At 62.1% G+C, this 23,943-nt stretch carries 23 protein-coding genes; 12 read left to right on the top strand and 11 right to left on the bottom strand.

Translation table 11 applies throughout. From position 1 onward, the window contains the following. Positions 1-42 precede the first annotated feature (42 nt). Together HX868_RS22305 and zapE are read right to left on the bottom strand one after the other, a co-directional pair. Positions 43-1,326: a protein kinase gene (locus tag HX868_RS22305; RefSeq protein ID WP_177004422.1), complete on the bottom strand. Its 1,284-nt coding sequence runs from the start codon at positions 1,324-1,326 to the stop codon at positions 43-45. A gap of 39 nt (positions 1,327-1,365) precedes the next feature. Continuing rightward, positions 1,366-2,460, bottom strand: coding sequence for a cell division protein ZapE (gene zapE / locus HX868_RS22300; RefSeq protein WP_177004388.1), 1,095 nt, complete (start codon positions 2,458-2,460; stop codon positions 1,366-1,368). A 215-nt stretch (positions 2,461-2,675) separates the two neighbouring features. Here zapE and HX868_RS22295 point away from each other — a divergent pair, with 215 nt between their 5' ends. The 7 genes from HX868_RS22295 (at position 2,676) to HX868_RS22265 (ending at position 8,983) form a co-directional block, all read left to right on the top strand. Continuing rightward, positions 2,676-3,173 carry a Csu type fimbrial protein gene (locus HX868_RS22295; protein WP_425504239.1) on the top strand — a complete coding sequence of 166 codons (498 nt, stop codon included), beginning with the start codon at positions 2,676-2,678 and terminating at the stop codon, positions 3,171-3,173. Further along, positions 3,167-3,709 carry a Csu type fimbrial protein gene (locus HX868_RS22290; RefSeq protein WP_177004387.1) on the top strand — a complete coding sequence of 181 codons (543 nt, stop codon included), beginning with the start codon at positions 3,167-3,169 and terminating at the stop codon, positions 3,707-3,709. Before HX868_RS22295 ends, HX868_RS22290 begins: the two co-directional genes overlap by 7 nt. A gap of 18 nt (positions 3,710-3,727) precedes the next feature. Continuing rightward, positions 3,728-4,270, top strand: a complete 543-nt coding sequence (locus tag HX868_RS22285; RefSeq protein WP_025999725.1) for a Csu type fimbrial protein — start codon at positions 3,728-3,730, stop codon at positions 4,268-4,270. 2 nt (positions 4,271-4,272) lie between these two features. Next, positions 4,273-4,761 (top strand): Csu type fimbrial protein, encoded by a 489-nt coding sequence (locus HX868_RS22280; protein ID WP_177004386.1) that lies wholly within the window; start codon positions 4,273-4,275, stop codon positions 4,759-4,761. A 25-nt stretch (positions 4,762-4,786) separates the two neighbouring features. Then, the gene (locus tag HX868_RS22275; RefSeq protein ID WP_095016787.1) at positions 4,787-5,575 is read left to right on the top strand and encodes a fimbrial biogenesis chaperone; all 789 of its coding nucleotides are present in this window, start codon (positions 4,787-4,789) and stop codon (positions 5,573-5,575) included. Positions 5,576-5,714: 139 nt separating this feature from the next. Continuing rightward, complete coding sequence (locus HX868_RS22270) at positions 5,715-8,009, top strand: fimbria/pilus outer membrane usher protein (protein WP_177004385.1); 2,295 nt, start codon at positions 5,715-5,717, stop codon at positions 8,007-8,009. Continuing rightward, positions 8,006-8,983: a Csu type fimbrial protein gene (locus HX868_RS22265; RefSeq protein WP_177004384.1), complete on the top strand. Its 978-nt coding sequence runs from the start codon at positions 8,006-8,008 to the stop codon at positions 8,981-8,983. The genes HX868_RS22270 and HX868_RS22265 overlap by 4 nt, the downstream gene beginning before the upstream one ends. Here the strand turns inward: HX868_RS22265 and HX868_RS22260 are convergent. Together HX868_RS22260 and HX868_RS22255 are read right to left on the bottom strand one after the other, a co-directional pair. Further along, on the bottom strand, positions 8,980-9,717 hold the full coding sequence (locus HX868_RS22260; RefSeq protein ID WP_177004383.1) for an anti-sigma factor family protein: 738 nt from the start codon (positions 9,715-9,717) through the stop codon (positions 8,980-8,982). The two genes, HX868_RS22265 and HX868_RS22260, sit on opposite strands and share 4 nt — an antisense overlap. Beyond that, entirely contained in the window at positions 9,714-10,220 is a 507-nt protein-coding gene (locus HX868_RS22255) for an RNA polymerase sigma factor (protein ID WP_122729159.1), read from the bottom strand. Before HX868_RS22255 ends, HX868_RS22260 begins: the two co-directional genes overlap by 4 nt. A 167-nt stretch (positions 10,221-10,387) precedes the next feature. Here HX868_RS22255 and HX868_RS22250 point away from each other — a divergent pair, with 167 nt between their 5' ends. Next, positions 10,388-11,470, top strand: a complete 1,083-nt coding sequence (locus tag HX868_RS22250; RefSeq protein ID WP_177004382.1) for a catalase family peroxidase — start codon at positions 10,388-10,390, stop codon at positions 11,468-11,470. After that, the gene (locus HX868_RS22245; RefSeq protein ID WP_177004381.1) at positions 11,467-12,006 is read left to right on the top strand and encodes a cytochrome b; all 540 of its coding nucleotides are present in this window, start codon (positions 11,467-11,469) and stop codon (positions 12,004-12,006) included. Before HX868_RS22250 ends, HX868_RS22245 begins: the two co-directional genes overlap by 4 nt. Here HX868_RS22245 and HX868_RS22240 read toward each other — a convergent pair. Beyond that, entirely contained in the window at positions 11,908-13,179 is a 1,272-nt protein-coding gene (locus HX868_RS22240) for an MFS transporter (protein WP_177004380.1), read from the bottom strand. The two genes, HX868_RS22245 and HX868_RS22240, sit on opposite strands and share 99 nt — an antisense overlap. Before the next feature lie 97 nt (positions 13,180-13,276). On the opposite strand from HX868_RS22240, the gene HX868_RS22235 reads away from it, so the two are divergent. Continuing rightward, the gene (locus tag HX868_RS22235) at positions 13,277-13,729 is read left to right on the top strand and encodes a winged helix-turn-helix transcriptional regulator (protein WP_177004379.1); all 453 of its coding nucleotides are present in this window, start codon (positions 13,277-13,279) and stop codon (positions 13,727-13,729) included. Here the strand turns inward: HX868_RS22235 and HX868_RS22230 are convergent. Further along, on the bottom strand, positions 13,726-14,877 hold the full coding sequence (locus HX868_RS22230; protein WP_016976152.1) for a M14 family metallopeptidase: 1,152 nt from the start codon (positions 14,875-14,877) through the stop codon (positions 13,726-13,728). The two genes, HX868_RS22235 and HX868_RS22230, sit on opposite strands and share 4 nt — an antisense overlap. A 465-nt stretch (positions 14,878-15,342) precedes the next feature. Next, the gene (locus tag HX868_RS22225; protein ID WP_177004378.1) at positions 15,343-15,684 is read right to left on the bottom strand and encodes a DUF6124 family protein; all 342 of its coding nucleotides are present in this window, start codon (positions 15,682-15,684) and stop codon (positions 15,343-15,345) included. Between the two features lie 132 nt (positions 15,685-15,816). Between HX868_RS22225 and HX868_RS22220 the strand changes: the two genes are divergently transcribed. Next, positions 15,817-16,449 carry a LexA family protein gene (locus HX868_RS22220; RefSeq protein ID WP_177004377.1) on the top strand — a complete coding sequence of 211 codons (633 nt, stop codon included), beginning with the start codon at positions 15,817-15,819 and terminating at the stop codon, positions 16,447-16,449. Here the strand turns inward: HX868_RS22220 and HX868_RS22215 are convergent. The 4 genes from HX868_RS22215 to HX868_RS22200 all read right to left on the bottom strand — a co-directional run bounded on the left by HX868_RS22215 (position 16,446) and on the right by HX868_RS22200 (position 22,090). Further along, positions 16,446-18,371 (bottom strand): acetyl/propionyl/methylcrotonyl-CoA carboxylase subunit alpha, encoded by a 1,926-nt coding sequence (locus tag HX868_RS22215; RefSeq protein WP_177004376.1) that lies wholly within the window; start codon positions 18,369-18,371, stop codon positions 16,446-16,448. The genes HX868_RS22220 and HX868_RS22215 overlap by 4 nt on opposite strands. Beyond that, on the bottom strand, positions 18,368-19,174 hold the full coding sequence (locus tag HX868_RS22210) for a gamma-carboxygeranoyl-CoA hydratase (RefSeq protein WP_177004375.1): 807 nt from the start codon (positions 19,172-19,174) through the stop codon (positions 18,368-18,370). The genes HX868_RS22215 and HX868_RS22210 overlap by 4 nt, the downstream gene beginning before the upstream one ends. Before the next feature lie 133 nt (positions 19,175-19,307). Further along, positions 19,308-20,915 (bottom strand): carboxyl transferase domain-containing protein, encoded by a 1,608-nt coding sequence (locus tag HX868_RS22205; RefSeq protein ID WP_177004374.1) that lies wholly within the window; start codon positions 20,913-20,915, stop codon positions 19,308-19,310. Between the two features lie 11 nt (positions 20,916-20,926). Continuing rightward, positions 20,927-22,090, bottom strand: a complete 1,164-nt coding sequence (locus HX868_RS22200) for an isovaleryl-CoA dehydrogenase (protein ID WP_028616896.1) — start codon at positions 22,088-22,090, stop codon at positions 20,927-20,929. Between the two features lie 150 nt (positions 22,091-22,240). On the opposite strand from HX868_RS22200, the gene HX868_RS22195 reads away from it, so the two are divergent. Beyond that, entirely contained in the window at positions 22,241-23,875 is a 1,635-nt protein-coding gene (locus tag HX868_RS22195) for an AMP-binding protein (protein WP_177004373.1), read from the top strand. Positions 23,876-23,943: the final 68 nt, after the last annotated feature.

The raw sequence follows: 23,943 nt of genomic DNA, 5'->3' as shown, positions 1-23,943 counted from the left end.
CGATGGTGGTTTCAAGGACGCCATCGCCGGCAAGCCGGGCTCCTACAGGATTTGCGTTATTTCGTTGAAGCTCGGCCGTGCCAGCACATCGTGCTGACAGCATCTTTTCTGCAGCTCGACTATTTCGCTGCTCACCTGTCCTTCAACCCGCTCCAACAATTCCCCCAGTAAAATCCCGAACGCCCGCACTTCAATCCGCTGCAACGCCCTGGTTTCCACGCTATCCGCTGTGGCATGGAACGATGCCGCGCCAAAATCCCCCAGCAAGCAGTCGCCGGCTGCATTCCACAGGATATTGTGGCCATACAGGTCACCGTGAGTGATGCCGTGCCGGTGCAGGTGCGCGGCGACCGAAGCGATGCCCCGCGCCATGCGCAGCGCCACTTCAACGCTGAAGCGGGTACCCGGTTCATAGATGTCGCGAGTGCAAGACGCCAGGCTCGGTAGCGCCGCGAGGTTGCGGTAGCTCAGGTCGATCAGGTCCATGACCAGTGCGGCCTGGTCATCCGGGTGGCCGACCACGCGGCCCTCTACCTTGATCAGGTTGGGGTGCAGCCCGGCAGCGATACAGGCCTGCATTTCGTGCAGCGGCGAGCCATCGCTGGTGATGGTGCCTTTGTAGAGTTTGACCGCAACGGGCTGGCCTGACGGTTTCCACAGGGCCTTGCGGATAATGCCGGAAGCGCCTTCGCCAAGGACTTCGGCCAGTTCCAGCTCTGGCCAGGGAATGTTCGGCGTAGCGTCATCACCCGTTACGTCCACGGCCATTTCCACCGGGTTACCGGCATAGGCCAGCCAAGTCAGGCTTGGCAGTGTCAGTAGCCATTCCGGCAGTTGGGTGAAGCGGTTGGAAGCGATGCGCAGCAATTCGAGGTTATGGCAGTTCGCCAGGCTTTCTGGCAGGTGCGCCAGTTGGTTGCCGGCCAGCATCAGTTTTTGCAGGAGTGGTCGCTTGCCCAGTTCGTCGGGCAACTGGCTGATGCGGTTATCGGTCAGGATCAGCCAGCGCAACAACGGCGGCAGCGCGGCGGCGGGCACGTGGCTGATCTGGTTGGCCTTGAAGCCGATCATGCTCAGTTTGGCGCATTGGCCCAAGCAAGCCGGCAGCTCGGTGAACCGGTTGTCCGAGCAGAACAGCACGCGCAGGTGCGGCAGCCGGTGCAGGTCGTCGGGCAGGCTGTTCAGGGCGTTGCCGCTGAGATTGAGGATCTCCAGGGAGTCGGCCAGTTCGAAGATTTCCCGGGGAAATTCGGTCAGCCCGCAGGACAAGTCCAGGCGCGTGATACCGGCCAGTTGGCCGGCCTTGAGTTGGGCGAGGGTATGCATGAACGGGGTGGTCACTCGGCAAAGGGGCATCAATGGCGCTCATGATACCGGGTCGGGTGCCGGTTGCGGGTCAGCCTGTTGCAATTGTCCCAGACGGCTGGCGGTGCGGGCCAGGTCGATGGCCTGGCCGCCCAGGGCAATGGCGAGGGGCTGCGCGCCGATCAGGATCAGGTGCTTGTCCCGATCGTAGAGCACGTCCACCAGGTTGATAAAGCGTTGCTGCACGGCGATCGGGCAGTCCGCCAGTTGAGGCAGGCCGTCGATGACCCAGTGGTCGTAGTCCTGGCACAGCAGCAGGTAGTCCATGACTGCGGTCAACTGCTCGCAAAGATCGCTGAAGGTGAAGGCGATGGAGCGGCCTGCGCGGTGACGGCAGATCAATGTCCGATTACCGACGGCCAGGGGCTGTGGCGGGCAGTCGGCAGCGGGAAGATCCAAGGCTTCGCGCTGGCGCGCAGTCCCCGGCCAAACGTACTGACCGCTGGTAAAGCGTTGTGTGCTTTGGGCCTGGGGCAGGCTGCGGAAATCCTGGGGCGAACTGACTTCCAATACCTCCATGCGCGCATCGATCAGGTCGATCACCGGCTTGAAACGCTCGTGGTACAGCGGGTTGGGCAGCAGCCCCTGTGGCGCATAATTGGACGTCACCAGCACCAGCACACCGCGTTGGAACAGGGCTTTGAACAGCCGCGTGATCAGCATCGCGTCGCCGATGTCGTGGACGTGAAACTCGTCGAAACACAACACCCGGCAGTCCGTCAGCAGTTCATCGAGGGTCACGGCCAGGGCATCGTCCTGTTCACGATGCGTGAACATGCCGCGATGCAGGCGCGCGAAAAAGTCATGGAAATGCACGCGCTGCTTCTCGGTAATCGGCAACGCTTGGAAAAAACCGTCCAGCAACCAGCTTTTGCCGCGCCCAACCGGCCCGTACAGGTACAGGCTGCGGGTGGGCTGGCCGGTGAGCAGGTGCTGGGTTTCTCGGGCCAAGGCGGCGATGGCGCGGGTTTGGCCGGCGCTGAGGGTATAACCCTGTTGCTCGGCTTTTTGCTGGAAGAACGCGGGTATAGGCGAGGCGTCAGGGGCGTCGGTTTTCTTGCCGAGCAGGCGACGGATCAGGGAAAGCGCGGCCAATGCGAGTCACTCTGTATTTCAATGGTCGCTCACTTTAGGGCGACTGCTGCGTTTTGACCAATAGAGAAGGGCGCTGCCCGCTATCTCGAAACGGCATGTCACGCTTGCAAAGCTGCCCAGACTGGCAGTTTCTCGTTGAGTGACTAACCTCCTACACAGCAGTTACCCCTGTACAAGGATTTGGGGCAGTGAAGGGACGAGCAGTATTGGCAGTCATGGGCGCGATGCTCTGCAGCACGGCTTTCGGGGCACAACTCCAGGTGGAGGTGCGTATCGACGTGCAGCGGGGCTGCCAGTTGGTGGGCACCACCCGCAGTGCTGGCATCGAGCAACTTGGCGTACTGGATTTTGGCAGCGGCGCGCGTCTGGATGACCCGGCCGGGCCCCTGAGTGCGGCACTGATCAGCCAACGCCAGCCGCGCCTGGAGTGCAACCCCGACACGCCGTATCAGGTGCGCGTGGATGGCGGGCTGCATGGCGGTACCGGTGAAGTGCGCTACCTCAGCGCCACCCCTTCGATCAAACCCATTCCCTATCGCATTTATGCCGACGCCGCGCGGCGCGTGCCGTTGCCGGTGGATGTGCCGATCAGTGGTCGCGTGCCGGACGCAGGCTTCGTTGATCTGCCGCTGTATGGCCGCATCGAGCCGCTCAAGGACATCCCCGCCGTCGGCCGCTACACCGACCTGCTCAAGGTCACGGTCACATGGTAAGCCGCTATCTGGCCGTGATGGCCATGGGAGGCCTGCTGATGCTGGCGGATGACGTGCAGGCGGCTGTCGCCACCGGGTTTATCCAGGCGCGACTGGTGATCACCGCCAGTTGTGAAGTGAGCAAAGGCGTCGAGAGCGCGCCGGTCAACCCCACGGGCGGCACGGCGCTGCTCGACTTCGGCAGCCAGGGCCCGACCTGGAACAACACGCTGGGCGCAGCGGTCTCCGACGGCGACAAGGCGCCGCTGGCGGTGTCGTGCAACCCCTCGGTCTCAAGCTTCACCGTGACTATCGACGGCGGCACCAACGGTGATGGCACTACGCGGCGCCTGAGCAATGGGCGTCAGATGATTCCGTATCGGCTGTCCGCCGATCCACAGGGCCGCAGCACCTACAGCATCGGCCAGCAACGCAATTTTGTCGTAGCCAAGGGCACCCAGATACCGATCCCGGTGTTTGGCTCCGTGGTGGCAAATACCAGTGCCTTACCGGCAGGGATCTACACCGACACGTTGACGGTGACACTGGACTGGTAACTCAAGAGGATGAACACCATGCATGTACTTGTTTCGCGATTGGGCGCTTGCGCGCTGGGGCTGGCAATGGCCTCCAACCTCAATGCGGCAACCACGGTCACCGGGCAGATCACCTCCAGCCTGATATTGATCGCCAGTTGCCAGGTCAACGGTTCCGGCGCGGCGACCGGGTTGAACTTCGGTAGCTTGAACTTCGGCACCACCAACAGCCTGTTCACCAACGCCGATGCCCAGTTGCTCGGCGGTACTGGCACCGGTGGCGCGTTATCGATCCTGTGCTCCAGCGGCACCACGCCAGCGGTCAAGGTGCGCGCCGGTGCCCATGACGGCGCGTCCCCCGGTGGCAGCCGTGCATTGGCCGACGGTGCGGGCAACTTCGTGCCCTACGACTTCTACACCGACAGCGGCCACTCTGCGCTGTTGGCGATTGACGGCGTGATCACGCTCGCCACCAGTACCGGCGTGGCGCAGACCGTCAACCTCTACGGTCGGGCGGTGGGCAAGGCGGGGCTGCCAGCCGGCACCTACACCGACACCGTGGCCGTGGAGCTGACGTTCTAGCGATGTGGCTCAGAGCGTTGCTGGCCTGTGGGCTGGCGGTGCCGCTGCCGTTGTCGGCGGTGACCAGCCAGAGCTTCCAGGTGAGCGCGACTATCACGCCGGGTTGCCTGATTGTGGGCGGGGGCTCCAATTACGGCACGCTGACCTACGGCAGTTATTCGGCCCTGGCCTCCAGCACGGTCACGGCGGCGCTGACCGGGGGCGTCACCTTGCAATGCACGCCGGGGGTGACGCTGAGCATGAGCGTCGACGGCGGCCTGCACAGCAGCACCGGGCGCAATCTGCAGCTCAACAGCGGCAGCGCGCGGGTGGCTTACCAGCTGTTTCGGGATGCGGCATTCAGCCAAAGCCTGGGGATTGGCCAAAGCGTCAATGTGGCCTACAGCGATGCCAACAACATCAACCTGCCCATTTACGGGCGGGTGCAATTGCCGGGCAATCAGCCTGGGGGGACATACAGCGACACGCTGCAGGTGCAGCTGACGTGGTAAGGCTATCGGTAAAAGGAGTGGGGTTATGCGTTCACCTTCCCGGCGGCTGTGGGCCGCGGGTATTGCCCTGAGTGCCGTGTGCACGGCGGGGTTTGTGCAGGCGGCCAGCTCGGTGCTGATCTGGCCCATCGACCCGGTGCTGGAGGCCGATCAACAGGCCAGTGCGTTGTGGCTGGAAAACCGTGGGAGCGAAACCGCGAGCCTGCAGATTCGTGTGTTCGCGTGGAGCCAGAGCGGCTTCGACGAGCAATACCAGAACCAGCGCGATGTGATCGGCAGCCCGCCGGTGGCGCGAATCGAGCCGGGGCAAAAACAACTCGTACGCCTGACCCGCACCCGCGAAGTGCCACCAGGGCAAGAGTTGGCCTACCGCATCATCATCGATGAAATCCCTTCGCCCTTGCAGGTGCCGACGCCGCCGGAAGGCAAGAACACCGCAGCGGCGATTCGCTTCCAGATGCGCTACTCGGTGCCGCTGTTTGCCTATGGCGCGGGCCTGTGGAGCAAGGAAGACAGCACGCGCCAGCGCGACCCCAAGGGTGCCGGCAAGCCGGACTTGAGCTGGCACAAGGTCACGGTGGCGGGGCGCAACTATATCGAGGTGCGTAACCAGGGCGCCGTGCATGCGCGCCTCACCGATGCTTCATTCAAACAGGGCGGGCAGACCAAACCGTTGGTGGACGGCCTGTTGGGCTACGTGTTGCCGGGCGCGACCATGCGCTGGCCGGTGCCGGATGGGCTGTCGGCTGACCAGCCCTTGCAAGTCAGGGTCAACGGTGCGCAACAGTTGGAGAACCTGGCACCGAAGCGGTAACCGAGTGTAGCGGGGCGGGACGCTCCGGGATTTAAACGGATGGAGATGTCCATTGAAGGACACAACGCCATGTGTGAGTCGTGGTCGGGCTCGTCGTCTATGGCCGTCGGTGGCAGTGGTAAGCGGGCTATGGGCCGCAATGATTGCGCCCCAAGGCGTGGCTGGCGACCTGCCGCCGCCGCCAAGCAGTATGGAGGCTGTCGCCGATGCACAGTTGTTTCTGGAACTGGTGGTCAACCAGATGGACACCGGGCGCGTCATCGCGGTCGATCAACGGGCCGGGCAACTCTATGTCCCCGCCAGTGCGTTGCAGGATGTGGGCATGAAGCTGCCCGGTGAACTGAGTGGCAGCGTGGCGTTGGACACCATCCCAGGCCTGCACAGTGACTACGACAGCAATGGCCAACGCCTGTTGCTGGATGTGCCGCCCGCATGGCTGAAGGAACAGTTCATCGGCAATCGCAACACCTACCCGCGCACCCAGGCGATGAGCAGTTTCGGCGCCTTGCTCAACTATGACCTGTACTTCAACGACACCGACGAGGGCGGCAGCTACCTCGCCGCCTGGAACGAAGTGCGGCTGTTTGACAACTGGGGCACCTTGTCCAATACCGGGCAATACCGGCAGACCCTGGCCGATGGCGTCAGCAGCAGTACCTTCAACAACGGCTACCGGCGCTATGACACCACCTGGCGTTTCTCCGATGACGAACGACTGCTGACCTACGAGGCCGGTGACGTGATCAGCGGCGCCTTGCCCTGGAGCAGCTCGGTGCGTCTGGGCGGGGTGCAGTTTTCACGGGACTTCGCCGTGCGCCCGGACCTGGTGACCTACCCCTTGCCGCAATTTGCCGGTGAAGCTGCCGTGCCGTCCTCGGTGGACCTGTTTATCAACGGCTACAAATCTGACAGCGCGCTGCTGCAACCGGGGCCTTACACCCTGACCAACGTGCCATTTATCAATGGTGCCGGTGAGGCGGTGGTGGTGACCACCGACGCGCTGGGTCGCCAGGTGTCAACCACGGTGCCGTTTTATGTGACGAGTTCGCTGCTGCAAAAAGGCCTGACGGATTTCTCGGTGGCCGCCGGTTCCTTGCGCCGGGAATACACTTTGAAGGATTTCGCCTACGGGCCTGGCGTCGCCAGCGGCACCTTTCGTTATGGTGTTTCCGACAATCTGACCCTGGAAAGCCACGCCGAAGCCTCCAGTGACCTGACCCTCGGCGGCCTGGGTGGCAATTTGAGGCTGGGCAACTTCGGCGTGCTCAACACCGCCGTCAGCCAAAGCCAGTTCGAAGGGCGCGGCGGCCAGCAACTGAGCCTGGGGTATTCATACAACAGCACGCGCTACAGCCTGTCGTACCAGCGGGTCGAACGGCGCGACGAGTACGCGGACCTGACCCTGGTCGACACCCCCTATGCCAGCCTCAGCAAACGCAGTGAGCAAGTGACCTTGAGCCTCAACCTTGAGCGCTTCGGCAGCCTGGGCGTGGGTTACTTTGATGTGCAGGCAGCGGACGATTCGCGCACGCGCTTGCTCAACCTGAGCTGGAGCAAACCCCTGTGGCACAACACCAGTTTCTACCTGTCGGCCAACCGTGAGATCGGCGACAGTAACTGGGCGATGCAGGCGCAGTTGGTTATCCCGTTCGACCTCAACGGCAGCCTGGCCGTGAGTACCGAGCGCAGCAAGGATGGCGCCAGTCGCCAGCGCCTCAACTACAGCCGCGCAGTGCCCAGCGAAGGCGGGGTGGGTTACAACCTTGGTTATGCCCAGGGTGATGGCCCGGCGTACCGGCAGGCCGACCTGACCTGGCGTTTGCAGTCGGTGCAGTTGCAGGCGGGTGTGTACGGCAGCAGCGACGCCGAGACGCGTTGGGCGGATGCCAGTGGTTCGCTGGTGTGGATGGGCGGCGATATGTTTGCCGCCAACCGTATCAATGATGCGTTTGTGGTGGTGAGTACTCAGGGCTTCGCCGGGATTCCGGTGCGCTATGAAAACCAGCTGGTGGGTGAAACCGACCGTAATGGCCACTTGCTGGTGCCGTGGAGCAGCGCCTATTACCGCGGCAAGTACGAAATCGATCCGCTGAACCTCCCGCTCAACGTGCAGAGCCCGAATGTGGAGCAGCGTGTGTCGGTGCGCCGTGGCAGCGGTTACCTGCTGGAATTTCCATTGCGTCGGGTGCTCGCGGCCAGTGTCACGCTGGTGGACACCCAGCATCAGGAGTTGCCCCTCGGCAGCCTTGTGGTGCATGAGCAAAGTGGCCAGCAGGCGGTGGTGGGCTGGGATGGCCTGGTGTACCTGGAAAACCTCTCGGCCCATAACACGTTGCAGGTCACGTTGGGTGAAGGGCGTACGTGCCAGGCGCGGTTCGAGATGGACGAGCAGCAACAGGGCGTGCCGTTGATCGGGCCGTTGGTGTGCCAATGAGAGGGCGCGGCATTGCGTTGATAGGCAGTGTGCTGCTCTGCGGTAGTGCGTCGGCCGCTTGCTCGGTGGTGGCGACCGCGCCGGTCAGTTTTGGCTCCGTCAGCTCAATGACGGTGAACACGACGGTGCAAGGCAGTTCCACTGCCAATGCCGGGCTGCGCTGCACGCCGACCCTGATCGCACTGGTGCCGGGCAGCGATCACTTCATTGCCACTATTACCTCGGCCACGTCAGGTATGGTGGGACCGACCGGAGACGTGATCGGTTACACGATCTATGGCAATAACAGCGCCAGTTTCCCTATCAATCGCGGGGTGGCTTTCGATTTTGGTACCAATGGCATTGCCTCGTCCTTTGGCTTGGTCTCTGGGCCCGGTGCCAAAACCCTGCCGTTGTATGTCGGGAGCATTACCGGCAGCAACGTGGCGGCGGGGGTCTATACCGAGACCTTGAACATTGTCTGGAGTTGGGACTATTGCTCACTCCTGAGCCTGGGCAATGTGTGCCTCGCGCGCGACAAGAGTTCCAACCCGCCGGTAGCGACCCTGACAGTGAGCATGACGGTCACCAACGACTGCCAGATCACCGCGCCCAATATCAGCTTTGGCAGCGCCCCGGTCATCAGTGGATTTACCGCCGTGACCGGGCAGACCATCAATATCGCCTGCACCAAGGGCAGTGCCTACACCGTGGGCTTGAGCGACGGCCAGAACGCCGTCAGCGTGGGCGGTCGGCGGCGGATGATCTCGGGCAGCAACTACCTGGCGTATGACATCTTCAAAAGCGCCGGCACTACGCGCTGGGGCAGCGTGGGCGCTGCACGGCGCGCCAGCTCCACCGCCGAGATCAACCCCGGCAATGGCCTGGGCACCGGCAGCCAGGTGTTCAACTACAACGCCCGGATCTACACCGACCAGAGCACGCCTCCCGGCGGCACCTATGTGGACAACGTGGTACTCGATGTGGGTTTCTAGAACGTCAGCAGCGGCGGGGCAGGCTGATCCACCGGGCTGACCATCGCATAGTTGTAGCCTGCGCCGGACCAGTACTGCGCCTGCAAGCCATCGGCACTGCGGCTGCCCCTTGGCAGGAAACCGTTTTCCGGTCCTGGTGGGCGAATGTAGAAACTGATGCGCCGGCCTTGCGGGTCTTCATACAGCACCATGGCAGCAGCGCCTTGCTCGGTGGTGAGCAAACGCCCACTGACCGGTGTGAATCCGGACGCGCTCAAGTCGGGTAGGCGATGGGCCTGGTTGAAGTAGCGGTCGAGCCAGGCCTGCATCGTGCCACTGCCCTGCACTTTGTAGTCGGCGGGCATGATGCCGTCTTGGGCGAATAAGCGGAACGCCTGCATCGCATCGGCCATCGGCAGTTGGGCGGGCTGGGTGGCTTCACGGGCGTGCCAGCCACCGACACCGCCGAGGCTGATGGCGATCAGCAGCACGGCGGCCGTAGCCAAGTGGCGTCGTGATTGACGCTTGATGCGCTGGCGGATCAGCGCCGGGTCCAGGTCCGGGTTGGCCGGCTGTTGCAGGGCGCCGCCCAACGCGGCACGCAGCAACTGCGCGTCGTGTTGCCAGGCGTGGACCTGGGCGGCGACGTCCGGGTGGGCCGCCAAGTAGGTTTCAAGCACGCGGCGATCACTCTCCAGCAGTTGGTGATCGACGTAGGCATGCAAATCGCGTTCGCTGGGGGGCAGGCTGATCATTTGAGTATCCGCAGGGAAGGGCTGGCAATTTCGCCATCACTGAGTTGACGCAGGGCTTGGCGCGCCCGGGACAGGCGCGACATCACGGTGCCGATGGGCACCTCAAGGATCTCGGCGATTTCCTTGTAGCTCAGGCCTTCGACCGAAACCCACAGCAGCAACGCGCGCTGCTCGGTGTTGAGTTGATCGAAGGCTTGCAGGGTCGCTTGGGCGATCACCGTGCGTTCCACCGACGGCTGCGCATCGTCGCGTCCGGTGAAGAATTCCAGCATGCGCGCATAACGCCGGGTGCGGCGGTGGGCATCGAGGAACTGCCGGTAGAGGATCGAAAACAGCCAGGCGCGCAAGTCGCCTTCGACGCGTTTGTCGGCCCAACTGATGATCGCCCGCTCCAGGGTCGACTGCACCAGGTCGTCGGCGCTGCTGGCGTTACGGGTCAGGGACACGGCAAAACGCCGCAACCTGGGGATGAGTTCACGTAACTGTTCGTCGAGTTCATGCATGGGAATCTGGCTGGTCACTACGCTGGGACTGGAGAGACGTGCGGCGTGAACGGTTATTCCCGATCCTGGGAAATAAATCAAAGGCCAGGGAATAGAGCCGATCGGCATTCGTCTTAATGCTCCGACCTTATATTTACCCCTAAGGCCTTTGGCCCTGGAGTTCCTTCATGGTAGATCACTCATCACCGCCCCGTCCTCCGCTGAGCACTGCGAGCCTGATCGCGCGCCTGGCAGGTATCGGTGCCGTGGTTGCGGTTATGGCGGGGGCTTTTGCCTACGTCAACGGCACCCTAGACCCACAGCGCCTGCGCCCGAAAACCCTGGTCAATGCCCTGGAAACCAACAACGGCGTGCACCCAGGCTTCCGGCGTAACCATGCCAAGGGCGTGTGCGTGGCCGGTTATTTCGAGAGCAGTGCCGAAGCCCGTGCCTACTCCAGCGCCCAGGTATTCAGCGAGGCCAAGACGCCGTTGATCGGACGGTTCGCCTTGCCGAGCGGTAACCCCTATGCGCCGGACAGCAGTGTGCCGATCCGCAGTTTTGCCGTGCAGTTCAGCCAGGCCAACGGCCAGCAGTGGCGCACCGGCATGAACAGCATGCCGGTGTTCCCGGTCGGCACGCCCGAAGCGTTCTACCAAATGCTCAAGGCCGGTGCGCCGCAGCCTGCCACTGGCAAGCCGGACTCGGCGAGCATGCCGGCATTTTTTGCCGCTCATCCCGAGACTGCGCCGTTCCTGGCGTGGGTCAAGACCGCCAAGCCTTCGGCCAGTTATGCGACCGAAACTTACAACGGTATCAACGCGTTCTTCCTGGTAGGGGCCGATGGCAAGCGCCAGGCCGTGCGTTGGGGCGTCGTGCCGCAGCTTCAGGATGCAGCGGGCGATACCGCGCCTGCGGGCAGTGATTTCCTGGAAAAGGACCTCATACAGCGCCTGGCGACCGGGCCGTTGCGCTGGCAGTTGAACATGACGCTGGCCAACCCCGGCGACCCCGTGGACGATGCGAGCAAGGCCTGGACCGGCGAGCATAAAGTCATCAACGCCGGCACCCTGGTGCTGCAAAGCAGCCAGCCGCAGGCGGATGGGGATTGCCGCGATATCAACTTCGATCCACTGATTCTGCCCAGTGGCATCCAAGCCTCCAACGACCCGTTGCTGGCAGCTCGCTCGGCGGCGTACGCCAGTTCGTACCTGCGCCGCGCCGGTGAAGTCAGCCCGTTGCACAGCGCCCTTCAGGAGTCGAAACCATGAATGCCCAACCGCGGTTTTTCGCACCCCTGGCGCGCCTGCTGCACTGGCTGATGGCGCTGATGGTCATCGCCATGCTGTTTATCGGCGCGGGCCTGGCGGCTTCTGTTTCAGAGCGCCATGAATGGTTGATCCACCTGCACAAGCCGTTGGGTATCGCGATCCTGGCCTTGGTGATCGTGCGTTTGGTCGTGCGTTTTTCCACGCGCCAACCGCCGTTGCCTGCCGACTTGCCGCTGTGGCAAGTGCTGGCGGCCAAAGCCTCCCACCTGGTGTTGTATGCCCTGATGCTGGTCTTGCCGTTGCTGGGCTGGGCGATGATTTCGGCGGCGGGCGACCCGGTGATGCTCAGCGGTTCGGTGCAGTTGCCGGCGCTGGTGGGGGCGAACGCGCCGTTGTTCGCGGTGTTGCGCAGGGCCCATGGGTTCCTGGCCTATCTGCTATTCCTGACAGTGCTGTTGCACCTGGCGGCGGCGTTGTTCCATGGGTTGATCCGCCGTGACGGCGTGCTGCAAAGCATGACCGGCAGCAAGGACTGAAACAGGTTTGGCGGGCAGTGTGGCCAGCCAGTAGATCAGCGCCAGCAGGTTGATGGTGGCACCGAGGCCGCACACCCCGATCCAACCGCCCCAGGCATACATAGCGGTTGCGCTGATGGAGCCCAGCGCACTGCCCACTGAGTAAAACAGCATGTAGCCGGCTACCAGCCGGCTCTGAGCGTCGGGGCGCACGGCGTAGATCAGGCTCTGGCTGGTGACATGCACGGCTTGCAGGCCCAGATCGAACACAATCACCCCCAACACCAATGCCCACAGCGACGATTGGGTACAGCCGATGGCGACCCAGGACAGCAACATCAGCAGCAATGCCGTGCCGCTGGTCCACTGGGCAAAGCCTTTGTCGGCCAAGCGCCCGGCGCGGGCAGCACCGAGTGCTCCGGCGGCACCGGCGAGTCCGAACAGGCCGATTTCTGTGTGGGAAAGCGACAGCGGCGCGGCGCTCAACGGCAGCACCAGCGGCGTCCACAAGACGGTGCCGGCGGCGAAAATCAACATTGCCAGTACGGCGCGGTCACGCAGGACCTTTTCTTTCTTGAGCAAGCTGAAGACCGAGCGGATCAACGTGCCATAAGTGCCGGTGGCGCGCGGTTGTTCGGTGTTTGGCAACACGCGCCACAGCAAGATGGCCATCAATAGCGTCAGGCCTGCTGACAGCAGATAAACCGAGCGCCAGCCTGCCAGATCGGCCATCGCGCCGGACACCGAGCGGGCCAGCAGCAAACCGACCACGATACCGCTGGTGACCAACCCCACCACCTGCCCGCGCTGTTCCGGCGACGCCAAGTGAGCCGCCAATGCCACCAGCACCTGGGCAACCACCGCGAGCAGCCCGGTCAGCAACATGCCAGCCAACAGCCAGAAACTGCTTGAGGACAATCCCACCATCAGCACGGCCAGGGTGGAGAGCAGCAGTTGGCTGACAATCAGCCGGCGCCGGTTGAGCAAGTCCCCCAGTGGCACCAGCAACAACAGGCCCACGCCATAGCCGACTTGGGTGAGGGCGATGATGATGCCGACAGTGGCGTGGTCCATGGTAAAGGTTTGCGCCATGGCGTCGAGTAACGGCTGGGCGTAGTAGACATTGGCTACCGACAGGCCGCAGGCGATGGCGAACAGCACCACCACTTTGTTACTCAAGGGTGAGGAAGGCATGGGGATATCCTTTGTGGTTTTAAAATGAAACTAGTTGTACGGTATGGATTCTGGTTTTATATTGCAACTACATTATTGGTCGACGACAGGCAGCCCGATGGTCAAGCTCACCCGCTTTGAAAGCGCCGAATGCCCGGTGGCGCGCTCGCTGGATGCGATTGGCGATGGCTGGTCGCTGCTGATCATTCGCGACGCGTTTGATGGGGTTCGCCGGTTTGGTGAGTTCCAACGCAGCCTGGGCATGGCCAAAAACATCTTGTCCACGCGCTTGCGCAGCCTGGTGGCCCATGGCGTGCTGGAGATCGTGCCGGCGTCGGATGGCAGCGCTTATCAGGAGTACGTCCTGACGGAAAAGGGCCAGGGCCTGTTCAACGTGATCATCGGGTTGCGGCAGTGGGGCGAGGGTTTTTTCTACGGGGAAGGCGAGGCGCATTCGGTGATGGTGGACAGCGCCCATGGCGCGCCGCTGCGAGCGCTGGAGCTGCGCTCGGCGGATGGGCGGTTGCTGGGGCCTGAGGATTGTCGGCGGGTGCCCGCCGACTCGGTTTAGCGCAAGACGTCGACGATATCGGCCACGCTGCTCAACACATCCTTACCCAGTTGCATTGAACGTTTACCTGACCAACCGGTGAGCGGGTTGGGCGCGTCGTCGTTGTCCTTGAAGGGCATTTCCAGGGTCAGGGACAGGCAGTCGTACTGCTGGCCGACGGCATTGCACGCCAGTGTCATGTTGGCTTCGCCCGGCAGGTCGCGGGTGTAGCCGTAGGTGGTCTGGAAGTCGCGGGTCAGGGCGCTCAAGTGGCTGCGGAAGTGTTTTTCCAGCATCTCGATGCGCGGTGTGTAGCCGGGGTTGCCTTCGCAGCCGGCGGTGAAGACGTAGGGTATTTCCTCATCGCCGTGGATATCGAGGAACAGGTCGACGCCGTACTTTTCCATCTGCTGTTGCACGAACAGCACTTCCGGGCTGATCTCCTGGCTGGCGTTCTGCCAGGCGCGGTTGAGGTCCTGACCCATGGCGTTGGTGCGCAGGTGGCCATGGAACGCGCCGTCCGGGTTCATGTTGGGCACCAGGTACAGGTCGGCAACTTTCAGCAGTTTTTTCAACTCGGCGTCACCGTCCTGTTGCAGGCGTTCGATGATGCCTTCCATGAACCATTCGGCCATGTGTTCGCCGGGATGCTGTTGGGCGATGATCCAGACTTTGCGGCGGCCTTCGCCACCTTTTCCGCGACGCAGCAGTGGGATATCACGGCCTTCGACACTTTTACCGGTGGCCAGCAACTGGGTGTCGGCGCGGCTCAAGGCCTGTTCGATCAGCCAGTCATGCCGCTCACGGCTGTAGGGTTCGAAATAGGCAATCCAGGCTTGCTTCTCCCGGGTCTCAAGGCTGATATGCAGGATTTCCCCATCAAAGCGCGAAGGTACCCGAAACCAATTGATATGGTCGTAGGACGCTACGGCGTTGTAGCCGCTCCACGCGTGCGGGTAAGACGACTGGCTCGCATTGCTCAGGCGAAACGTGTGGGTGTGGCCCACATGCATACCTTCGGCCTTGAAGTGGAACCATTGGAAATGTTGGCTACGGGTGTCGGGTTTGATCGCCAGCAGCAATTGATAGGAATCACTGGCATCCAGTACCTGAATATTGCCACTGTCAAAGTCGGTGCTGATCCTGATGGAGGTCAAGGCCACGGTCATAGTCTGATTGCCTGAATATGAGTGTTGTGGCGGCTATATTACACAGGAGTCTGGTAAAGACTGGATGCAAAATTGTTGCACGGGGGAGGGGGCGTCATCCTTGACGCCGCAGCAGCTTAGAATCTATGAGATTGATTCTCAAGCGCTATTTCGCAAAGGTTTGGACTAGAGCGTTCGACTGACTTTCTTTTGGCGATGGTCTTTTGCTACCATGCGCGCCATTGAGCAACACATAGTCTTCATTAGCCTGAAGCCATGCCAGGGAAACTGGCAAAAAAAAGACCCGGCCAAAGAGCCGGGTCAAAAACCGTGATTAGCCTGATGAGGAGATATTCCAAGAGTCCGACCTAAGGTCCCTTGGTCTATCGACTGATCTCGCGATCAGCTGGGTCCAATAATAATCATTATCATTTGCAAGTCAAATGTTTTTATCCGTGAGATAGAAATATTTTTCTTCTGCGCCTGTTATCCGTTCGCTTGAGCCGCTGGCACCTGCAACGACCGCTCCACCATCGCCTTCGCCATATCAATCAAATACACCACCGAAAACGCCAGGTCACGATGATTACCCTGATGGCTGCTCGCTGACTCATAGGCCGTAGCGGCGGCGCTGCGCAACAGGTCCGAGGCGTGCACCAGGGCTTCTTCCGGGCTGATGCCTGGCTTGATGGCGAAGAGGGCGTCGTCGGGGGCTGCGGCCGACATCTCTTCTTTCAAATAAAAGTCCAGTGCGCGCTGGGCGGCGCCACTGCTGCGCAGGTCGTGATCTTCAGGGATTTCGTGCAGGAGGTACGGGCTGGTGGTCATAAGGGGCGGTACTCTGTTATGGGTGTCGAAAACCTTATGTCCGATGATAGTACGTATCGTATTTATGTCGTTTTATGGATTACTACAAACTGTTTATTGCCCTGGAAACTGCGTGACGTATTGTCAGCTTCCATGGATAACTGGATAGCGTTGGTCAAGGCCAACATGGAAGACCGCAAGGTCACGCAGGGTGAATTGGCTGAGCGTCTGGGCATGTCTCAAGGCGGCGTTGGCCATTGGCTCAACAAGCGCCGTGCGCCGAGTGTGGTGGACATGAACCGGGTGTTAGCCGCGTTGGGGCTGGGGTATCTGGAAGTCGCGCTGGACATTCGTGAGCGGGCGGAGGACGCGCCTGCGCAGAAGCACTACAGCCCGTATTTTCGCTACCCGGTCAGCGGTTGGAAAGGGCTGTGCGAGGTCCGCGAAGAGCGTGCGGCCTATGGCGCTGACCGCTTCGAACTCACCGATTACCCTGCCAAGGGCGATGCGTTCTGGCTGCCGGTCAGCGGCGACGCCATGACCGCGCCCAGCGGCTTGAGCATCAGCGCGGGCATGCTCATCCTGGTCGACCCGGCCATCAAGGCCGAGCCCGGCAAACTGGTGGTTGCCCAATGGGCCGGGAGCCCTCAGGCGACCTTCCGCCAGTTGCGGGAAGAAAGCGGCCAGCTCTACCTGGTGCCGCTCAATCCCACCTACCCAAAGCAGCCATTCACTGATGAGTGCCACATTCTGGGTGTCGTTGTTCAGGCCATTGCGAAGTTCTAGCCGTTCGCTTCGAGTTCCACCAACGCGCAACCTTCTGCAACCATTTCGCCTTCCTGGCAGAACAACGCCTTGACCACCCCGGCTTGAGGCGCGCGGATGCTGTGTTCCATCTTCATGGCCTCCAGCACCACCAGTTGCGTGCCGGCCTCAACGTTTTGGCCAACCTCCACCAGCACCCGCACGATACTGCCGTTCATCGGCGCGGTCAGGCCGCCTTGATGGGACTGGTTGGCCTCAACCGCCGCAATCGGGTCGAACAGTGTCACGCCCTGCATCTCGCCGCCCCAGCGCAAAAATACAGTGCCTTCGCTGCGAACTGCCAGATGGCTGCGACGCACGCCCTGTTGCTCAACCAGCAACTGTTCGCCTCGCAGCTGTGGCGCCTCAGCCGCCAACGTCACCAATCGATCCTGGCCATTGCAGCTCAAGTGCAGTGAAACCTCGGCAGGTAGCCCGGCGCGAAATCCTCGCTTGTCTGCCCAAGGTCCTTCTTCCGCTGGCAAGCTCTGTATGAATGCTGAGGCGGCCGCCTGCCAGAACTCGTCACTCAATTCTCCAGGCACCGGCAGCAACTCATTCTGATAACGCGGAATAAACCCGGTATCCAACTCAGCCGCCGCAAACGCCGGATGCCCGATGATGCGCCGCAAAAATCCCAGGTTGGTCTTCAGCCCGCCGATGGCAAACTCGTCCAGCATGGCCAGCAATCGCAACCGCGCCTGCTCACGGTCTTCACCCCAGGCAATCAGCTTGCCGAGCATGGGATCGTAGAACGGCGACACGCTGTCGCCTTGCTCCACACCGCTGTCCACGCGGCGCCCAGGGCTCGGTGCGGATTCGCGGTACAGCGCCAGGTGCCCGGTGGCGGGCAGGAAGTCATTGGCCGGGTCTTCGGCATACAGCCGCACTTCGATCGCATGGCCAATCAGCGGCACCTGCTCCTGGGTGATCGGCAACGCCTCGCCCTGGGCGACACGGATCTGCCAGGCCACCAAGTCCAGGCCGGTGATCGCCTCGGTCACCGGGTGCTCCACTTGCAGCCGCGTGTTCATCTCCATGAAGAAGAATTCGCCGCGTGCGTCCAGCAGGAACTCCACGGTGCCTGCGCCGACATAGCCGATGGCCTGGGCGGCGCGCACGGCGGCTTCGCCCATGGCCTTGCGCTGTTCAACACTCAGTCCCGGTGCTGGCGCCTCTTCGACGACCTTCTGGTGACGACGCTGGATCGAGCAGTCACGTTCATTGAGGTATAGGCAATGTCCGTGCTGATCGGCAAACACCTGGATCTCCACATGGCGAGGCTTGAGCAGGTACTTTTCCACCAACATTTGCCCATTGCCGAAGGACGACAATGCCTCGCGCTGTGCCGAGGCCAGGGCTTCGGCCAACTGGCTGACCTCCTCGACCACCTTCATGCCCTTGCCGCCGCCACCCGCCGTAGCCTTGAGCAGCACGGGATAGCCGATGCGCTCGCAGGCTGCGCGGAAGGTCTCCAGGTCCTGGGCTTCACCGTGGTAACCCGGAACCAAGGGGACCCCGGCGGTTTCCATCAAGGCCTTGGCGGCCGACTTGCTGCCCATGGCATCGATGGCCGAGGCGGGCGCGCCGAGGAATATCAACCCGGCGGCTTCAATCGCGCGGGCAAAACCGGCGTTCTCCGACAAAAAACCGTAACCCGGATGGATCGCCTGGGCACCGCTGGCCTGGGCTGCAGCGATCAGTTTGTCGATTTTCAGGTAGCTGTCAGTGGCCTTGCTGCCGCCCAGGTCGACGCGGATATCCGCCTCACGGCTGTGGCGCGCATCGCGGTCAGTGGCGCTGTGCACCGCCACGGTGGTCAGGCCCATGGCCTTGGCGGTGCGCATCACTCGGCAAGCAATCTCGCCCCGGTTCGCCACCAGTAGGGTCGTCAACGTGCTCATGAACGTGGCTCCTGCGATTGCCAGCTGGGTGGACGTTTTTGCAGGAAGGCGCGCAGGCCTTCCTGGCCTTCGGCGCTGACACGAATGCGCGCGATGGCATTTTCGCAATAGCGGCGCAGGGCCGGGGTGAGGGCGCCGTGGCCCACTTCGCGCAGCAAGTCCTTGCTGGCGCGCATGGCCGCCGGGCTGTTTTGCAGGAGGTTTGCGATCCACTGTTCGACTTGTTGATCCAGCTCGCCGACGGGATAGCTTTCCGCCAACAAACCGATCTCCCGTGCCCGCTGGCCACCAAAGCGCTCAGCGGTCAGCGCATAGCGCCGTGCTGCGCGCTCGCCGATGGCCTGTACCACGAACGGGCTGATCACCGCTGGCGCCAAGCCGATGCGTACTTCCGACAGGCAGAACTGCGCATCGTCCGCGCCAATCGCCATGTCGCAGCAACTGATCAAGCCGAGTGCGCCACCGTAGGCCGCGCCTTGCACCACCGCCAGGGTCGGGATTTTCAGCTTGGCCAGGTTGTACATCAACTCGGCCAACTCACGGGCATCGTCCAGGTTGGTGTGGTAATCCAGCTCGGCCGATTGCTGCATCCAGGCCAGATCGGCCCCGGCGCTGAAATGCTTGCCGCGCCCGCGCAGCACCAGAAAGCGCAGGGATGGATCACCCTGTACGTGGTCGAGGGCGATGATCAGTTCGCGGATCATCTCTGCGTTGAACGCGTTGTTCTTGGCTTCACGACTGAGCCACAGGGTGGCAAAGCCACGGCTGTCGGAGATCAGTTCGAGGGTGTTGAAATCGCTCATGCAAGGAGCTCCATGATGATAAGAGGTCTCCTGTAGGAGCGAGCTTGCTCGCGAAAAACGTCCAATCAACGCGCTCATCCAGAATTCCCGCGTCATCGTTGACGATCTTCGCGAGCAAGCTCGCTCCTACAGGTTACATGCGGAACACGCCGAAGCGGCTCGGCTCGATGGGGGCATTCAGCGAAGCGGACAACGCCAGGGCCAGTACGTCCCGGGTCTGCAACGGGTCAATCACACCGTCGTCCCACAGGCGCGCGCTGGAGTAGTAGGGGTGGCCCTGGGTTTCGTACTGGTCAAGGATTGGTTGCTTGATGGCGGCCTCTTCTTCGGCGCTGAACCCTGTGCCTGCGCGTTCAGCCTGCTCGCGCTTGACCTGCACCAGCACGCCGGCCGCCTGTTCGGCGCCCATCACGCCGATGCGTGCATTCGGCCACATCCACAGGAAACGCGGGTCATAGGCGCGACCGCACATGCCATAGTTCCCGGCGCCAAAGCTGCCGCCGATGATCACCGTGAACTTCGGTACCTTGGCGCAGGCCACTGCGGTGACCAGCTTGGCGCCGTGCTTGGCGATGCCACCGGCTTCGTATTTCTGGCCGACCATGAACCCGGTGATGTTCTGCAGGAACAGCAGCGGAATGCCACGCTGGCAGGCCAGTTCGATAAAGTGCGCGCCTTTTTGCGCGGCTTCGGCAAACAGGATGCCGTTGTTGGCCAGGATCGCAATCGGGTAGCCATGCAGATGCCCAAAGCCACATACCAAGGTGGTGCCGAACAGCGCCTTGAACTCATCGAACACCGAGCCGTCCACCAGCCTTGCGATCACTTCGCGCACATCAAAGGGCTGCTTGGCATCGGCCGGGATCACGCCATACAACTCTTCGCTGCTGTACAGCGGCGCGACCGGTGTGCGTTGCAGCAGTTCGCCTTGTTTGCGCCAATTGAGGTTGGCCACGCTGCGCCGAGCCAGCGCCAGCGCGTGTTCATCGCTGTCGGCATAGTGGTCGGCGACGCCGGAGATCTTGCAGTGCACATCGGCACCGCCGAGGTCTTCGGCGCTGACCACTTCACCCGTCGCGGCTTTCACCAGCGGCGGGCCGGCAAGGAAGATGGTGGCCTGGTTGCGCACCATGATCGCTTCGTCGGCCATGGCCGGCACGTAGGCGCCACCGGCGGTGCACGAGCCCATCACCACCGCGATCTGCGGGATGCCTTGGGCGCTCATGTTGGCCTGGTTGAAGAAGATCCGCCCGAAGTGTTCGCGGTCGGGGAACACTTCATCCTGACGCGGCAGGTTGGCGCCGCCGGAGTCCACCAGGTAGATGCACGGCAGGCGGTTCTGCTCGGCGATCGTCTGGGCGCGCAGGTGTTTTTTCACCGTGAGCGGGTAGTAGGAGCCGCCTTTCACCGTGGCGTCGTTGGCGACGATCATGCATTCGACGCCTTCCACCCGGCCGATCCCGGCAATCAGCCCGGCGGCAGGCACGTCTTCGCCATACACCTGATGGGCAGCCAGTTGGCTGAGTTCAAGGAACGGCGAGCCGGGGTCGAGCAAACGGTTGATGCGCTCGCGGGGTAACAGTTTGCCGCGTGAGGTGTGCCGCTCCTGGGCCTTGGCACCGCCGCCTTGCTGCACTTGGGCAAGCAGGCTGTGCAGCGCGTCGACCTGTTGGCGCATCGCCGCGCTGTTGGCGGCAAACTCTGCCGAACGTGGGTTGAGTTGGGTATGCAAGGTGGCCATGGTGCGTTCCTTCAGCGGGTTTCGTTGAAGAGTTCGCGACCGATCAGCATCCGGCGGATCTCACTGGTGCCGGCGCCGATTTCATACAGCTTGGCATCCCGCAGCAGCCGACCTGCAGGGAATTCATTGATATAGCCGTTACCGCCCAGGATCTGGATCGCGTCGAGTGCCATCTGCGTGGCGCGTTCGGCGCTGTAGAGGATCACCCCGGCCGCATCCTTGCGCGTGGTTTCGCCGCGTTCGCACGCCTGGGCCACTGCGTAGAGATAGGCGCGGCTGGCATTCAGCTGGGTGTACATGTCGGCGACCTTGCCCTGGATCAGCTGGAATTCGCCAATGCTCTGGCCGAACTGTTTGCGATCGTGGATATAGGGCACGATCAGGTCCATGCAGGCTTGCATGATCCCGGTGGGGCCGCCGGACAGCACCACGCGTTCGTAGTCCAGGCCGCTCATCAGCACTTTCACGCCACCGTTGAGCACGCCGAGGATGTTTTCTTCGGGTACTTCAACGTCATCGAAAAACAGCTCGCAGGTGTTGGAGCCGCGCATGCCCAGCTTGTCGAACTTGTTGCTGCGGCTGAAGCCTTTCCAGTCGCGTTCGACGATGAAGGCGGTGATGCCGTGGGGGCCTTTTTCCAGGTCGGTCTTGGCGTAGATCACGTAAGTGCTGGCGTCGGGGCCATTGGTGATCCAGGTCTTGCTGCCGTTGAGCACATAATGATCGCCGCGTTTGTCCGCGCGCAGCTTCATCGAGACCACATCGGAACCGGCATTCGGCTCGCTCATGGCCAGGGCGCCGACGTGTTCGCCGCTGATGAGCTTGGGCAGGTACTTGAGTTTCTGTGCGTGGTTACCGTTGCGGTTGATCTGGTTCACACACAGGTTGGAGTGCGCGCCGTAGGACAACGCCACCGAGGCCGAGCCGCGGCTGATCTCTTCCATCGCCACCACGTGGGCCAGGTAACCCAGGCCGGCGCCGCCGTACTCCTCCGGAACGGTGATGCCCAGCAGGCCCATGTCGCCGAATTTCTGCCACAGATCGGCGGGGAACAGGTTGTCACTGTCGATCTGTGCCGCACGCGGCGCGATTTCCTTGCTCACGAAGGACTGCACCTGGTCGCGCAGCATGTCGATGGTTTCACCGAGGGCGAAGTTCAGGGACGGGTAACTCATGGACAGGCACCTTAATGTGAGCGTTGTTTTTGTGTGGAGGGTGCGCCAGGGGAGGGCGCTCACCTTTACGTTAACGTAAGCTTGCGTTGCGGTGCTGTCAATCGTAGTTTACGTTTACGTCAACCTACAAAAAAGACAACAGGGGTCGTTATGGATCAACCAAACCAGAGCTACAGCCGTGGCTCCCAGGACAAGACCTTGCTGGCCATGACCATTGGCCAAGCCTTTGACCGCACCGTCGCGCAGTTCCCCCATGGCGAGGCCTTGGTGGTGCGCCATCAGCAGCGCCGCTACACCTGGCGGCAACTGGCCGAAGCGGTCGATGTGCACGCCCGTGCGTTTCTCGCCCTGGGCATGCAGACCGGCGATCGTCTGGGCATCTGGGCACCCAATTGCGCCGAGTGGTGCATCAGCCAGATCGCCAGTGCCAAGCTCGGCGTGATCCTGGTGAACATCAACCCGGCCTACCGCAGCAGTGAATTGGACTACGTGCTCAAGCAATCCGGCTGTCAGTGGCTGGTGTGCGCCGGGTCGTTCAAGAGCTCCGATTACCATGCGATGCTGCAGGCATTGAAACCCGACCTGCGCGGCATGATCAGCCTCGACCCCAGTCCTCCCCCGGGATTCATGCCTTGGTCGCAGCTATCGGCCCTCGGTGCAGGCGTCCCACCCGAACAGTTGCACAGCCGCCAGGCCAGCCTGCATTTCGACCAACCCGTGAATATCCAGTACACCTCCGGCACCACCGGCTTCCCCAAGGGCGCCACCCTCAGTCACCACAACATCCTCAATAACGGCTACATGGTCGGCGAAAGCCTGGGCCTCACGGCGCAAGACCGCCTGGTGATCCCGGTGCCGCTGTACCACTGCTTCGGCATGGTCATGGGCAACCTGGGTTGCATCACCCACGGCACCACCATGATTTATCCCAATGATGGCTTCGACCCACTCCTGACACTCACTACCGTCGCCGAAGAACGTGCCACCGGCCTGTACGGTGTGCCCACCATGTTCATCGCCATGCTCGATCACCCGCGCCTCGGCGAGTTCGACCTGTCTACCCTGCGCACCGGCATCATGGCCGGCGCCACATGCCCCATCGAAGTAATGCGCCGAGTGATCAGCGAGATGCACATGAGCGAAGTGCAGATTGCCTACGGCATGACGGAAACCAGCCCGGTGTCCTTGCAGACCGGCGCGGATGACGATCTGGAACGCCGCGTGACCACGGTTGGCCGTACTCAGCCGCAACTTGAAAACAAGATCATCGACGCCGACGGCAACACCGTCGCACGCGGCGAGATCGGCGAACTCTGCACCCGTGGCTACAGTGTGATGCTTGGTTACTGGAACAACCCCGACGCCACCCACGAGGCCATCGACGACGCTGGCTGGATGCACACCGGCGACCTGGCAAGCATGGATGAGCACGGCTATGTGTGCATCGCCGGGCGCAACAAGGACATGATCATTCGTGGCGGCGAGAACGTGTACCCGCGTGAACTGGAGGAATTCTTCTTCACTCACCCGGCGGTGGCGGATGTGCAGGTGATCGGCATTCCCGATGAGCGCTACGGCGAAGAAATCGTCGCCTGGATTAAATTCCATCCGGGCCATGTGGCCAACGAACTCGAGCTGCAAGCCTGGTGCAAGGACCGCATCGCGCACTTCAAGACGCCCAGGCACTTCAAGTTTGTGAATGACTTTCCGATGACGGTGACGGGCAAGATCCAGAAGTTTCGCATGCGCGAGATCAGCATTCAGGAATTGCGCAGCGATCGCTGAGGCCCGGTGCATGTCTACCGCCTCCCGATGAAGCGCGCTGCCTAAAGTGGCGGATTATTTCGCCACTT

Source organism: Pseudomonas reactans, from assembly GCF_013385825.1.
Taxonomy (GTDB): domain Bacteria; phylum Pseudomonadota; class Gammaproteobacteria; order Pseudomonadales; family Pseudomonadaceae; genus Aquipseudomonas; species Aquipseudomonas reactans.
The sequence above is the reverse complement of the archived record's forward strand: the minus strand, read 5'-3'. Positions and strand labels throughout refer to the sequence as shown.